General features: G+C 55.0%; 15 protein-coding genes. 9 read left to right on the top strand and 6 right to left on the bottom strand.

What is annotated here, in order from left to right:
• Positions 1–72: 72 nt before the first annotated feature.
• Positions 73–588 (bottom strand): response regulator, encoded by a 516-nt coding sequence (locus tag G523_RS18180; protein WP_022694093.1) that lies wholly within the window; start codon positions 586–588, stop codon positions 73–75.
• 178 nt (positions 589–766) lie between these two features.
• On the opposite strand from G523_RS18180, the gene G523_RS0105795 reads away from it, so the two are divergent.
• Both G523_RS0105795 and G523_RS0105790 read left to right on the top strand, forming a co-directional pair.
• On the top strand, positions 767–2,263 hold the full coding sequence (locus tag G523_RS0105795) for a M20 family peptidase (RefSeq protein WP_022694092.1): 1,497 nt from the start codon (positions 767–769) through the stop codon (positions 2,261–2,263).
• An 11-nt stretch (positions 2,264–2,274) separates the two neighbouring features.
• Positions 2,275–3,363, top strand: a complete 1,089-nt coding sequence (locus G523_RS0105790) for an aromatic ring-hydroxylating oxygenase subunit alpha (protein ID WP_022694091.1) — start codon at positions 2,275–2,277, stop codon at positions 3,361–3,363.
• Positions 3,364–3,423: 60 nt separating this feature from the next.
• Here the strand turns inward: G523_RS0105790 and G523_RS0105785 are convergent, their stop codons facing one another.
• Positions 3,424–3,966: a PRC-barrel domain-containing protein gene (locus tag G523_RS0105785; RefSeq protein WP_022694090.1), complete on the bottom strand. Its 543-nt coding sequence runs from the start codon at positions 3,964–3,966 to the stop codon at positions 3,424–3,426.
• 260 nt (positions 3,967–4,226) lie between these two features.
• On the opposite strand from G523_RS0105785, the gene G523_RS0105780 reads away from it, so the two are divergent.
• Positions 4,227–5,918 (top strand): acyl-CoA dehydrogenase family protein, encoded by a 1,692-nt coding sequence (locus tag G523_RS0105780; protein ID WP_027441489.1) that lies wholly within the window; start codon positions 4,227–4,229, stop codon positions 5,916–5,918.
• Between the two features lie 43 nt (positions 5,919–5,961).
• On the opposite strand, the gene map is transcribed toward G523_RS0105780, so the two are convergent.
• Both map and G523_RS0105770 read right to left on the bottom strand, forming a co-directional pair.
• Positions 5,962–6,720: a type I methionyl aminopeptidase gene (map, locus tag G523_RS0105775; protein WP_022694088.1), complete on the bottom strand. Its 759-nt coding sequence runs from the start codon at positions 6,718–6,720 to the stop codon at positions 5,962–5,964.
• Positions 6,720–6,926, bottom strand: a complete 207-nt coding sequence (locus tag G523_RS0105770) for a ParD-like family protein (RefSeq protein ID WP_022694087.1) — start codon at positions 6,924–6,926, stop codon at positions 6,720–6,722. The genes map and G523_RS0105770 overlap by 1 nt, the downstream gene beginning before the upstream one ends.
• A gap of 111 nt (positions 6,927–7,037) precedes the next feature.
• On the opposite strand from G523_RS0105770, the gene G523_RS0105765 reads away from it, so the two are divergent.
• Genes G523_RS0105765 through G523_RS0105750 form a run of 4 tightly spaced genes read left to right on the top strand, consistent with a single transcriptional unit; the run spans position 7,038 to position 8,788 of the window.
• Positions 7,038–7,499, top strand: coding sequence for a GFA family protein (locus G523_RS0105765; protein WP_022694086.1), 462 nt, complete (start codon positions 7,038–7,040; stop codon positions 7,497–7,499).
• A gap of 11 nt (positions 7,500–7,510) precedes the next feature.
• Positions 7,511–7,849 carry a TfoX/Sxy family protein gene (locus G523_RS0105760; RefSeq protein ID WP_022694085.1) on the top strand — a complete coding sequence of 113 codons (339 nt, stop codon included), beginning with the start codon at positions 7,511–7,513 and terminating at the stop codon, positions 7,847–7,849.
• Between the two features lie 57 nt (positions 7,850–7,906).
• Complete coding sequence (locus G523_RS0105755) at positions 7,907–8,548, top strand: hypothetical protein (RefSeq protein ID WP_022694084.1); 642 nt, start codon at positions 7,907–7,909, stop codon at positions 8,546–8,548.
• A 15-nt stretch (positions 8,549–8,563) separates the two neighbouring features.
• A complete protein-coding gene (locus tag G523_RS0105750) occupies positions 8,564–8,788 on the top strand; it encodes an MJ0042-type zinc finger domain-containing protein (protein WP_022694083.1) in 225 nt (74 codons plus the stop codon).
• Here G523_RS0105750 and G523_RS0105745 read toward each other — a convergent pair whose 3' ends face one another.
• Positions 8,789–9,418 carry a YqaA family protein gene (locus tag G523_RS0105745; protein WP_022694082.1) on the bottom strand — a complete coding sequence of 210 codons (630 nt, stop codon included), beginning with the start codon at positions 9,416–9,418 and terminating at the stop codon, positions 8,789–8,791.
• A gap of 151 nt (positions 9,419–9,569) precedes the next feature.
• On the opposite strand from G523_RS0105745, the gene G523_RS0105740 reads away from it, so the two are divergent.
• On the top strand, positions 9,570–9,776 hold the full coding sequence (locus tag G523_RS0105740) for a twin transmembrane helix small protein (RefSeq protein ID WP_022694081.1): 207 nt from the start codon (positions 9,570–9,572) through the stop codon (positions 9,774–9,776).
• Between the two features lie 120 nt (positions 9,777–9,896).
• Entirely contained in the window at positions 9,897–10,475 is a 579-nt protein-coding gene (locus tag G523_RS0105735) for a cob(I)yrinic acid a,c-diamide adenosyltransferase (RefSeq protein ID WP_022694080.1), read from the top strand.
• A gap of 66 nt (positions 10,476–10,541) precedes the next feature.
• Here the strand turns inward: G523_RS0105735 and G523_RS0105730 are convergent, their stop codons facing one another.
• A complete protein-coding gene (locus G523_RS0105730) occupies positions 10,542–12,659 on the bottom strand; it encodes a TonB-dependent receptor (RefSeq protein WP_022694079.1) in 2,118 nt (705 codons plus the stop codon).
• Positions 12,660–12,829: the final 170 nt, after the last annotated feature.

The raw sequence follows: 12,829 nt of genomic DNA, 5'->3' as shown, positions 1-12,829 counted from the left end.
ATCTGTCCAGCGACAAGCACGCGTATTTGATCGAACGCTCAATATCTGGACAGTCTGGAGGCGTCGCGCGGATCAGCCGATTTCGAACTCGTCACAATCGACAACAATATCGTCAGCGCGCTTCATGGGCCCGGTGTAATGAGGATTCTTGAAGCGGCGCCTGTCTGGCCCGAAATAGTCCAGCGTACGGATGAAATCACGTCGCTTATAGGTCACAGCATCAATGCGGCGCGCCAGATCGACCGGCTTGAACGGCTTCACCAGAAATTCGTCAATTCCAGCATTGATAGCTTCGAGAATGCGTGTCTTTTCAGAATATGAAGAGATCACGATAACAGGCACAAAGCTGGTCGACCGGTCTGTCTGCGCCCGCAGCCAGCGCACAAATTCCAGCCCGGACGTATTTCCCATACGCTGATCGGCAATCACCAAGTCGAAGCGATGGTCACGATAAAGGTCGATAGCCTCCTCAATCGTGTCGGCACCATAAACCTTCTTGATGCCAAACGCTTCCAACGTCACGCTGATCAGACGGCGCATCTGACGATTATCATCCAGCACCAGCGTTCTGATAGTCTGTATACTCAACTCTTCCCCCAGGTATCCGGCCAGCAACGCGACGGGGACTCCCAACCCTCTTCGTATTTAAGCCATCACCCAGATTACGCCTCTTATAGTGAATAAATTTCTACCAATTTTCTTGGGTTTTGCGCCGTTCGAGACAACAGTGTTAAGAATCATAAAAATATCTGGGAAGGTCATTAATATGTTGAAGCGGATCGGGCAGTTCATAGGACTGCTGGTGTTACTCGCCCTCGTTCTGGTTGCTGTTGTGGTTGTCAGAACATTGTCTTTTGGCACGAGCAGCGACGCCGACCGGATGGAGCTACCAGACGTTCCGGAATTCAGCTCCAACGAGATTGCCACCCACCTTTCCGACATTCTCCAGCTGCCGACCATAACCCTCACTGCGGGTGATCCTCGCCAGGGACAGGAAGGCCCATGGATCGAGCTGCGCGACTATCTTCAGGCGACTTACCCAGCCTTCAATGCCGTTGCAGAACGCCACCTCGTGGCAGACCACACCATTCTTTATGGCTGGCAGGGAAGTGACACCTCACTCGACCCGATCCTGCTTATGGCGCATCAGGACGTTGTGCCGATCAATCTCGGAACGGAAGACCAGTGGGACGCACCACCATTCGCGGGCATCGTTCAGGATGGCTATGTCTATGGCCGCGGCACGGTCGATAACAAAACCTCGCTCATCACGATTATGGAAGCGGCCGAAGCACTTGCGGAATCCGGCTACCAGCCGACACGCTCCATCTGGATTATGTTTGGCCATGACGAGGAAGTCTCAGGCTCCGGCGCGCAAGCTGGCGTCGACTTCTTTCAGGAACGCGATATCCGTATGGAGATGGTCCTCGATGAAGGCTATTTCATCGTTGATCCGTTTCCGCTGACCGGCGCGTCTACCGGCGTGATCGGGATCGCGGAAAAGGGCTACGTCACCATCCGCCTGACCTCTACCGCGCAGGGCGGTCACTCCTCCACACCGCCGCGCAATTCTGCGAACGTCCAGCTCTCCCGCGCGCTGGTGGCGCTGGATGAGCAGCAAATGCCGGCGGACTTCTCCCGCCCGCCCATGTCGGAGATGATTTCTTCGGTTGCCGCAGACATGCCGTTCATGACGCGGATGGCCTTTGCAAACCAATGGCTGTTCCGCCCGATGATTGAAGAACAGTTTGCCGCTGATGGCGCCTCCAATGCCATGATCCGCACGACGACCGCGCCGACCATGATTTCCGGCTCCATCAAGGAAAATGTCCTCCCGCAAAACTCCTACGCGCTGGTCAATTTTCGCATCCACCCGAATGACAGCGTAGAAACTGTGCTCGCACATGTCCTCGATGTGATCTCCGACATTGATGGCGTCACAGCACACGTCGACCAGTCTGGCGGCATTGGATCTGAGGCTTCGCCGGTGTCCCCGACAGAAAACCGCGCCTACCAGGTTCTGGCGTCCGTTGCGAGTGATGCAGGAGGCGGCGTTCCAGCCGTTCCAGCGCTCGTTTTAGGTGCGACGGATTCCCGCTGGACCACAGAAATTTCAGACAACATCTACCGATTTGCGCCGGGCGTGTTACCTATCGGCGATCTTCAGGGGTTCCATGGAACCAATGAGCGCATTTCAGTTGATAATCTCGAACGCATGGCCCGCGGTTACGCGCAAATCATGGTCGCCATGTCGAGCGAATAACAGGTAGCGATATGGCAGACGCGGCAGCAAAAACCGGACAGACACCAGAAGGCTGGCTGACCGATAGCTGGTATTTCATTTCCACATCAAAGGATCTGAAAGCCGGTGACCAGCGCCGTGAAATCCTGCTCGGCCAGCCGATCATGGTTGGCCGGACAAAGGCAGGCGAAGCCTTCGCCATGCGCGATATCTGCCCGCACCGCCTCGTGCCACTCTCTGCCGGTCAACAGGTCGACACTGATGGCGAACCGACTGTTCAGTGCCCGTATCACGGCTGGCGCTTCGGCACTGATGGCGTCTGCAAACACATGCCATCGCTTGTTGAGGGTGACCCATACGACCCGAGCAAGGTGAAGGTCCGCTCTTACCCAATCCACGAAGCTAAGGGCATGGTATTCGTCTATATCTCGGACAATCCCCGCTCGGCTGAGCCGCCCGTCGTGCCGCCGCCTGATTTCGGCGACATTCCGGACAAGCCACGCTTTGTGGTCTCGGAAATCTTCAACGCCCACATGGATGACGCGGTCGTTGGCCTGATGGACCCTGCCCACGTGCCATTCGTACATAATCAATGGTGGTGGCGACCGCCGTCCGCGGGCTTCAAAGTCAAAGAGAAGCAATTTGTTCCGAAAACACGCGGCTGGGCGATTGAACGCCACCAGCCATCGGGCAACTCACTGGCTTATAAGGCACTCTTTGGTGGCAAGGTCTCAACCGAGATTGCCTTTCAGATTCCAGGCTTCCGCTGGGAAATCGTTGAAAATGACAAGGCGACGCTGTTCACGCTGACCTGCCTGACGCCAATCGAAGAAAAACAGACCCGCATTACGCAGGTCACTTACTGGGCCAACGCCCCGCTTCTCTCCGTCATGAAGCCGATCCTTATTCCGGCCGCGCGCATGTTCCTCAATCAGGACGGCGACATGGTGAACCTTCAGAATGAAGGCATGAAATATCAGAAGAACATGATGTGGATTGATGACATCGATGTTCAGGCAAAATGGTATCAGGTGCTCAAACGCGCCTGGGTAAAGGCCCGCACAGAAAACGCCGGATTTGAAAACCCTATCGAGCCACGTGTTCTGCGCTGGCGCAGCTAAGCCAGGCATAAAAAAGGCGCCGCATGTGCGACGCCCTTTTCACGCTACGCTCTACCTGACTTACAGGTCGATATCGGTGCGTGTACCGTTTTCGAGGTCCACGCCAGTCTCGCTTGAACCGATCTGGTCGTCGATCTCGCCCTCGGACTCATCAACACCATCTACAAGGTCGTTATCAGACAGCGGGTATTCCGATGCGAGGTCTTCATCAAACGCTGGCAGATCAAGAAACTCTGCTGCTGTCATTTCCAGACGAATTTCAGACTCGTCTTCGTCACCCTGTGCGACGACTACGGTGTACTCGCTTTCAGTGACGAGGATTTCTTCGCCGCCAACTTCGAGGATGCCACCCGTTTCCACCACGATGTCGCTGACAGCGCCATCATCGTTAAAGGATACGCGCTCGACTTCTCCGACTGGCTGACCTTCTTCATCAAATACCGGCTTATTGACCCAGTCGTTGTCATCGGTGAACCCCGTCAGTGTGACGTCGGCTGCGACAGCGACGTCTGTTTCAGTTTCTGTGTATGTTTCCTCACCTGCAAAAGCCGCTGGTGTAATCATTGCGGCAGCAAGTGCCGTAGATGCGATAAGCGTTTTCATAAGGATGTCCTCCTGTTTTGCTTTGGCCCGTTGCGGACCGATGCATGGAAAACGGCCAACCCCTCCCGCTGTTCCGCTGCGGGGTGCAATCTTAAAAATTTCTAATTTTGGGAACCAATCGCGCACCCGGGCGCATGGCGCGCGCGTCGCAATAATGACGCAGAATGGCAAAAAAATCCGCGTCGCTGCGTCGCAGCATATGGTCAGAGCAGTATGAGCGCGCTAATTAAACCCATCTCTGGAGGAAATATAAGATGAACATGCCCGCAACGACGGCTGAAGCTGCTTCAGCCAGCATTATTATGCCCGACCTCATCGCCTGCATGGATGAGGCCGTATCCAGCGTAGACCTCTATATTGCAGATGCGAAAGCAGCGCTCAACGAACTTGTCTCCAAAGATGGCAAGATCGACCGCAAACTCATGGACGTCCATCAGCACGCCGCTCACGGCTTTGGCTGGATCGCGACCTATGGCGAAACGCTACGCGAAGTCGCTGCATGGGCGCGCCGCCTTGATGAAGAAGGCAAGTTTGGCGAAATCGAAGCGCTGCTCACCCAGATCCTGTTTCACGAATATTGCGCCCAGCTGATTGGTGGCATTCCGATGAACCAGGGCGAAACGATCCGCCCATCCGACATCGGCGTGACCGCCGACGGGATGAAACATCTTTCGTCCGAGGCGATCCAGCGCTTCCTCAATGAGGGCAAATCTTCCGAGATTATGGCTGCCGCAGCCAAGCACCTGCCAGATGCGCTTGGCCGTGCGACGGTCGAGAATACGGGCCTTGATGAAACGCTGGACATGATCCGCGACCAGTTCCGCCGTTTCTCCGATGACCGCATCGTCCCTTACGCACATGAATGGCACCTCAAAAACGAATATATCCCGATGGATGTCGTCAACGACATGGCCGAGCTCGGCGTATTCGGTCTGACCATTCCGGAAGAGTTCGGTGGCCTCGACATGGGCAAGACGGCGATGTGCGTTGTCTCTGAGGAACTTTCCCGCGCATATATCGGCACAGGCTCTCTCGGCACGCGCTCTGAAATCGCTGGCGAGCTGATCCTTATTGGCGGCACCGACGAGCAGAAAGAAAAGTACCTGCCGAAAATCGCATCGGGTGAAATCCTGCCAACCGCGGTTTTCACTGAGCCGAACACAGGCTCTGACCTTGGCTCCCTCAAAACACGCGCAGTCAAAGACGGCGACACCTATAAAATCACTGGTAACAAGACATGGATCACCCACCCTGTCCGCGCCGACCTGATGACGGTGCTTACCCGCACAGACCCTGCGACGAACAATTTCTCCGGCCTCTCAATGTTCCTCTGCGAGAAGCCACGCGGCGATGATGCCACCCCGTTCCCGGCTGAAGGCATGACTGGCGGCGAAATCGAGGTGCTCGGTTATCGCGGCATGAAAGAGTATGAGATCGGCTTTGACGCATTCGAAGTTCCGGCCTCAAACCTCCTCGGTGAAGTCGAAGGCATGGGCTTCAAGCACCTGATGGCGACATTTGAAGGCGCGCGTATCCAGACAGCGGCCCGCGCAATTGGTGTGGCGCAATCCTCATTCGAAACAGGCCTTCAGTACGCGCTCGACCGAGTACAATTCGGACGCCCGATCTTCGAATTCCCGCGCGTCGCTAACAAGCTCGTCATGATGGCCGCAGAGCTGATTGCTGTGCGTCAGCTGACATACTTCTCTGCCCGCCAGAAAGACGCTGGCAAGCGCTGTGACCTGGAAGCGGGTATGGCGAAACTTCTGGGTGCCCGCGCAGCATGGGCTGCAGCAGATAACGCGCTGCAAATCCATGGCGGTAACGGTTTCGCACTGGAGTATCCAGTGAGCCGTCTTCTGCAGGATGCCCGCATCCTTAACATCTTCGAAGGTGCCGGCGAGATTCAGGCGATGGTCATTGCCCGCCGCGTACTCGACACGAAGAACTAAATATATGCCGCTTAGGGAGAGCGCATTGGCGCTCTCCCCTTTTCTAAAGTCCGTCACTGCGAAGCGTCAAAACTTCATAACCGGTCTTCGTCACAGCAATCGTGTGCTCAAACTGCGCTGACAGTTTTCCGTCATTGGTCGTAACAGTCCAACCATCATCCTGCGTCGACACCCTGCCAGTACCTTGATTGACCATAGGCTCAATCGTAAAAACCATTCCTTCGATCAGCCGAACACCTGTTCCGCGCTTTCCAAAGTTCAGCACATTCGGCGCTTCATGCATCTCGCGACCAATGCCGTGTCCGCAATAGTCTCGCACAACAGAATATCCGTTGCGTTTGGCATGGCGCTCTATAGCGAACCCGACGTCCCCGAGTCGTGCACCTGGGCGAACTTCCCGAATTCCCTTCCACATGGCTTCACGTGCGACCCTGACCAGCTTTTTAGTCGATGGAGGCACTTCGCCAACGATATAGGTCTTGCTCGAATCCGCGATGAACCCGTTCTTTTCGAGTGTAATGTCCAGATTTATAATGTCGCCGCTGCAAATGATATCGTCCGAACTGGGGACGCCGTGACAAACGACATTGTTGATTGAGCAATTCAGCACGAACTCGAAACCATACTGACCTTTGCTCGCTGGCCGCGCGGACAGATCATGGGTAATGTAACGCTCTACGAGATCATTCACCGCCAGCGTGCTCATCCCTTCAAATTCTATCTTATCGAGCATTTCGAACACTGACGCGAGCAACCTGCCAGCAATGCGCAACAGCGCAATTTCATCAGGTGTTTTCACCATCAGGCGACGGCGTCCACGACTGTTGTCAGGTCAACAGATTCCATCTGTATTCTGACCAATTCATTGAATGAAAGCGTCGGATTTGCCTCGGCCAGCATACCCATCTTCATCCAGAACTCAGCCTGAGAATTGATGGACCGGCACATCACTGCACTGGCTTTACGAATGTCTTCATGAAGCTGGTCGTCAATTTTCACGAGCCCCATAGGATTCTCCAATCAATATATGAATCATATACAATATGTATATAATTTGGTCGTCTGGCACAACAATGAATATCAGCCTAAGACTTTAGAAAGCCGAAAGGAGCCGGGCCCATGATAGACTGGAAATTTCCATGGCAGGCGCAATGCCTGTGCGGACAGGTCAGCATGACCATTTCAGAGCCGCCTATGGCGAGCTTTGCCTGCCACTGTCGTGATTGCCAGAAGCTGACAGGTGGCGCCTACTCACTCACCCTCATGCTTCCCGCGCACGGCCTCCAGAGTGAAGGCGAGACCGAAGTTGGTGGCCTGCATCGCGACAGTCTGCGTCATCATTTCTGCACATATTGCAAGAACTGGCTCTACACGGACGGTTTCGCAGAGGGCCTCGTCAACTTCCGGCCATCGCTTCTCGATGATTCCAGCTGGGTTATCCCGTTTGCTGAAACCTTCACTTGCGAGAGACTGCCCGCTGCGCAAACGGGCGCGACCATGTCGTTTGACCGCTTTCCTGACGAAAGTGATTTTCCGGAAATGCTGGAAGGCTTTATCAAGAGCGGTATTCACCCACGTTGAGAGGCATATGAATGGCCACGTCCCAATCCACTGTCGATTACATACTCGACCAGCTCTCTTCTGCTGGTGAGGTTTCCGCCCGCAAAATGTTTGGCGAGTTCGGCCTTTATTGTGATGGAAAGTTTGTCGCCTCGGTCTGCGACGACACCCTCTTCATTAAACCGACCAAGCAGGGCCATGCCTTTGCGCCCGATCAGAAGATGGGGCCGCCCTATGACGGCGCAAAGGACCAGTTCAAGATTTCTGGTGATCAGCTTGAAGATGCTGACTGGGTGTCAGAACTAGTGCGCATCACAACAGCGGCTTTACCCGCACCAAAGCCGAAAAAGAAAAAACAGCCAAAAGGCTAAAACACTGATCCGGATTATGCTCAACTGTCGCTAACGAACGTAAGAAGGGCCTGAAATATGATGTCTTTCAGACTAAAGCTCCCCGCGACGGCGGCGCTTTTCGCTGTAGCGGCTGCGCCATCTTTTGCTGAACACCATGACGCTGAAATTAACGTGTCACGCACGCTGATCTCCGAAAGCAATTGCCGTGTGGTGAGTTCAGAAAGTCCGTCAGACCAGGTGGTATCCGCCTGCGACGGCGAAAATGGCTGGACGCTCTATCTGCATGACCACGCCACCTATATGAGCCTCAGCCTTGAACCGGAAGGCGGCTACAACTCAGGTGAGCTCGAATTCCTCCGCTTCGGAAGTGACGGCGAAATCATCAACCGCCTGCAATGGGTGTATGCAGATGACACGCTTCTGGGGCTTGTTGTTGGATATGGCGAAGTTCCGCTCGCAGGCGAGACAGACGGCGCGTACAACATGTATTCCATTGCTCTGAAGCCCGACCAGACGCCATCAGCGTGCATTATGTCGCGTGTCGAATTCGGGCAGGTACGAGGTGTAGACCACGCTGCTCGAGAGGTCATCACCAGCATGGCTGACGGCTGGGACTGCGCTGAAGATGAGCGAATTGACTTGTCACCTGAAACAATCAATGGACAACCATATAGTCAGGCCGTCCGCGAAGCTGCGCGCGCGCGGTCTGGCGAATAGATAAGGAAGTTCCTCATGCCTCAGCTTGATATGCGCGTCGTCCCGGAATCTGCCGTTGCAGGCATGGACGTGATCGAGCACACCAAAGGCGCACCGGTCAAAGAAGGCGACAGCAACGAAACTTATCGCTGCGGCGCGTGCAAGACCAAGCTGTTTGTGAATGTCTCACACCATGATGCCCACGGCCTCATCGTGAAATGCGGAAAGTGCGGAAAGATCAATGTCGATCCGCACCATTAATCACATCAGGAAATAGACGAGCGCCATACCGGCAAAGATACCGATGCCGAGCAGGAAGATTTCCAGCTCGTGGCGCTCGATAAATTTCTCTCCGCGCTCACCAAGCGCCATGACGATACCGGCCTCCGTAAAATAACGGATCGCGCGTGACAGGGTCACCGCAAGCAGGAAAAATGCAAAGCTATAGCTCGCGGCACCAGCGGCCGCAGCGCCAAGCTGGAACGGTATAGGCGTAATCCCCACCATGAAGAGCGGCCAGAAACCGTCTGCCTGAAGCTCGTTGGTGAGGTTCTGATATGTGCCTGTCGCCTCGAACATGGCGAATGCTGGCTGCAGGAGCGCCTCATCTGCCCACATGCCCAGAAAATACATCATCACGCCGGCGATAACGTTACCGATGAGCAGCGCTGCAGCGACCTTCCATGCTCCGCGACCGCGACTTGCCATGGCGGGCAGAAAAAGCGGCTCCATCGCAAACAGGATGATTGAGTTCTCAAGAAATCCGATAAACGCACACCAGGGCAGCGCCCATTTACTGTCCAGAAATTCCGAAACGCGCTCACGCAAACGGTTGGGCCGCGCCGGGTTTCGTTTGAAGAAGGGCAGCGAAATATCAGATAACGAAGTCATGAGACACTAATGCGCGGCAGACACGCCAGTTTCATCACAGGCAACGTTTTCCTCAGCGCAAGGTGATGGCTGATTGTTACCCCGTGACAATTCACGCCTGTTCTTTTAGGTCCGTTGGGTCCATATCAGAGGCGTAAGAAACGGAGTTCTCATGGAACAGGCACTGACAATTGCCATGTATTGCGCAATGGCGCTTCTGGTCGTCATTCTGATTTTCGGTATCGTCAATCTGGCACGCACCGACCCTGAACAGGCCTCGCGCTCTAACAAGCTGATGCGTCTTCGCGTCATCGTTCAGGCCGTCGCGATTGCGCTTCTGGTCGGCGTCGGCATCGTTTCCGGAATGATCAGCTTTTAGTTCACTCTCGTGAGCCGATAGCTCACATAGAACAGGCTCAAGGCTGAGCCCCCCCACAAGCAACGCGCAGGCGCAGCTGCGCTGAGACGAAGTCGAAGTAACGCAGCGAGCACGATACAGATGGTAAAAATCGACAAGATCTACACCCGCACGGGCGATAAAGGCACAACACGGCTAGCAACAGGTGAGCCGGTTCCAAAATGGTGCGCACGCGTGGAAGCCTATGGCGCCGTTGATGAAGTCAATGCTGCACTCGGCCTTGCTGCCCTGCATGCTGACGGCGACGACTGGCTGAAAGACGCCATTCTCCATGTGCAGAATGACCTGTTCGATCTGGGCGCAGACCTTGCAACACCCGACCGCGGCAAAGACCTAGGCTGGGAACCTCTGCGCATCGTTCAGAAGCAGGTAGAGCGCCTTGAAACCGAGATTGACGAGATGAACGCCGGTATCCCCCCGCTGGATAGCTTCATCCTGCCAGGTGGATCACCGCTTGCCTTATATTTGCACGTAGCCCGCACGACCGCTCGCCGCGCCGAGCGTCATGTTGCCGAAGCCTATAATGACGAGAGCGAGATCATCTCTGATGAAGCTCTGGCCTTCATCAACCGGCTTTCAGACTGGCTGTTTGTGGCGGGCCGCCGCGCCAATGAGAATGGCGCAGCGGACGTTAAATGGGTGCCTGGCAAGAACCGGTAGTTACCAACAAAAAAGCGGCGAACGTTCGTCCGCCGCTTTTCCTGATTTCAATTCTGAACCGCGCGCCTAGAAACGTCCTATCACTGCAAGGCGTGCATTGAGCGGCGCACCGACGGTCACCTGATGGGTGCTGTGCGCATTCGGGAAGTAAAGCTCGTCCGTTGCGTTTTCAACATTCAGCTGCACGCGCAGCGTTTCTGACACATCGTAGAAGGCTGCCGCATCGATACGGGTATAGCTCGGCAGAACCGCATTATTGCCGTTATCGATGAAGCTCTCATCCTGATAAGTCGCGCCAAGACCGAAGCCGAACGCTTCTGTCAGCTGATATGTACTCCAGACGGAGAACATATGCTCTGGCAGCTCGCGCGGGCGCAGACCTGTCGGGCCCGACCGGTTCACAATCTCACCGTCAAGGTTTGAATACCCCGCCGTGATGAACCAGTCATCTGTCAGATAGCCCTGAAGCTGCGCTTCAAAACCGGTGATTTCAGAATCGATCACATCCAGCGTAGACGGGTCATTATCCGCCACCTGCGGAGAGCTTTGCTCGATTTCGAAGATCGCAGCGGTCAGGCTGAGACCAGAGGCGAAATCCCATTTCACACCCGCTTCGAGGTTGGTGAACGTGTCCGGATCGAGCGCATCGTTCGCGCCATTAATATTGGCAAACTGCTCACCTGAACGCGGCAGGAAGGTCTCTGAATAGCTGCCATAGAAGGAGATGTTTTCCTGCGGCTTCAGAACAACGCCAAGGCGCGGAGAAATCTCTTCATCCGTGCGTGATCGTGTGTCGTTTGCGACGACGTTCAGCACTTCAATCTCGAAACGGTCAAAGCGCGCGCCAACGATCACATCCAGCCAGTCTGCAATCTCGATTTCGTCCTGCACATAGGCCGAGAAGACATCGACGCTGGCATGCGTGTCGTCATTCAGATCAACGGTAAAGTCGTTCGTTGTGGTCAGGCCATTCGCATTCGTACCGACGCCATTGATGAGGTTGATCGGGCGCTGAACGAAGAAGTCTTCCTGATCGTCCGCCGACTGATCGAAGAAGCTGTTCCAGCGGTCATTATTGTTCGTCGTGTCGATGTATTCTGCGCCAGCAACGACCGTATGGCCGAGCGGACCTGTCTCGAACTGGCCAATCAAATTACCGGACAGGATCAGGTTTTCGCGCTGTGTCGTGTCCAGATAGCCATCCAGCGTGACGATGTTGGTCACCGGGTCATAACCCGCCGCATAGAAGTTCTGATACATCTTGTCATAGTCGCCATAGAAGGCGCTGACATTGGCTTTCAGATTTTCAGAGAAAGAATGGCTGACGGCTGCGCGCAGGATATGCGCTTCCAGCGTGGTCGTATTGATGTCGCGGTCGCCGAAAACGATATCTTCGAATGCTTCAACCGGACGCCCGTCCGCACCTGTCGGGATGCCGCGGTCGATGAAGCGTTCCTGATCAATATACTCGTAAGAGACATCCAGCGTCGTCTGCGGAGAGAGCTGGAAACGCGCCGTCGGATTTACCGCGAAGATATCACCTTCAAAGAAGTCACGATGGCCTTCCAGACTTTCATACATGGCATTAATGCGGAACGCTGAGGTGTCATTCGGGGAGATATTGTAATCGATCTGGCCGTTATAGCCGCCGAAGGAATTCAGGCCGAGCTGGTAGCCGGTAAAGGTCTCGCCGATCTCACCCTTCTTGGTCACACGGTTCAGAATACCCCCCGTGCCGCCGCGCCCGAAGAGCAGCGCATTCGGGCCACGCAGCACTTCCACCTGCTCCAGATTGTAAAGCGGACGATAATACTGAACGTCATCGCGCACGCCATCGAGGAAGAAATCCGCCGTAGACCGCACGCCGCGGAAGACGACAGAGTCGCGGTGACCTTCGCCCTGAGAGGTAGACACACCAGGTGTATATTCGATGATCTGGCCAATAGAGCTGAAGCCCTGCTCTGCGATCTGGTCCGCCGTCACAATGGAAAGGCTTTGGGGCACGTCGATGATCGGCGTCGGCGTCTTCAGCGCGTTCACCTGATCTGTGTAGAGGTAATTGCCCGTTACCTCGACCGTGTTCTGCACCAGCGTATCGTCAGCGTCATCCGCCATAGCCGCGAAGCCGGAAAGCGCCATGGACAGCATGGTCGCGCTGAGAAGTCGATTGCCCAATCGTGTCATGAAATATCGCCCTCCCCTTTCGAGGGCTCCCCTTATGAGAATGATTTTCAGGCTCATTCGCAGACCTAAACGAGATTATCAAGAGCAAATGCGAGCTACTCGCAGTAACAACTTGTCACACCGCGATCACAAACTATCTCAGTCTCTCCCGCCCCGGCGGCGGAACAGAT

Origin of the sequence: Ponticaulis koreensis DSM 19734 (assembly GCF_000420665.1) — a bacterium.
GTDB lineage: Bacteria > Pseudomonadota > Alphaproteobacteria > Caulobacterales > Hyphomonadaceae > Ponticaulis > Ponticaulis koreensis.
This window is presented reverse-complemented; position numbering and strand designations above follow the sequence as displayed.

Bases quoted from the DNA above. Each gene is read 5' to 3' on its own strand.
- G523_RS0105735 (WP_022694080.1), top strand. From the start codon at position 9,897: ATGGTAAAAATCGACAAGATCTACACCCGCACGGGCGATAAAGGCACA.
- G523_RS0105750 (WP_022694083.1), top strand. From the start codon at position 8,564: ATGCCTCAGCTTGATATGCGCGTCGTCCCGGAATCTGCCGTTGCAGGC.
- G523_RS0105730 (WP_022694079.1), bottom strand. From the start codon at position 12,659: ATGACACGATTGGGCAATCGACTTCTCAGCGCGACCATGCTGTCCATG.
- G523_RS0105795 (WP_022694092.1), top strand. From the start codon at position 767: ATGTTGAAGCGGATCGGGCAGTTCATAGGACTGCTGGTGTTACTCGCC.
- G523_RS0105755 (WP_022694084.1), top strand. From the start codon at position 7,907: ATGATGTCTTTCAGACTAAAGCTCCCCGCGACGGCGGCGCTTTTCGCT.
- G523_RS0105770 (WP_022694087.1), bottom strand. From the start codon at position 6,926: ATGGGGCTCGTGAAAATTGACGACCAGCTTCATGAAGACATTCGTAAA.
- G523_RS0105765 (WP_022694086.1), top strand. From the start codon at position 7,038: ATGATAGACTGGAAATTTCCATGGCAGGCGCAATGCCTGTGCGGACAG.
- map (WP_022694088.1), bottom strand. From the start codon at position 6,720: ATGGTGAAAACACCTGATGAAATTGCGCTGTTGCGCATTGCTGGCAGG.
- G523_RS0105790 (WP_022694091.1), top strand. From the start codon at position 2,275: ATGGCAGACGCGGCAGCAAAAACCGGACAGACACCAGAAGGCTGGCTG.
- G523_RS0105740 (WP_022694081.1), top strand. From the start codon at position 9,570: ATGGAACAGGCACTGACAATTGCCATGTATTGCGCAATGGCGCTTCTG.
- G523_RS0105745 (WP_022694082.1), bottom strand. From the start codon at position 9,418: ATGACTTCGTTATCTGATATTTCGCTGCCCTTCTTCAAACGAAACCCG.
- G523_RS0105780 (WP_027441489.1), top strand. From the start codon at position 4,227: ATGCCCGCAACGACGGCTGAAGCTGCTTCAGCCAGCATTATTATGCCC.
- G523_RS0105785 (WP_022694090.1), bottom strand. From the start codon at position 3,966: ATGAAAACGCTTATCGCATCTACGGCACTTGCTGCCGCAATGATTACA.
- G523_RS0105760 (WP_022694085.1), top strand. From the start codon at position 7,511: ATGGCCACGTCCCAATCCACTGTCGATTACATACTCGACCAGCTCTCT.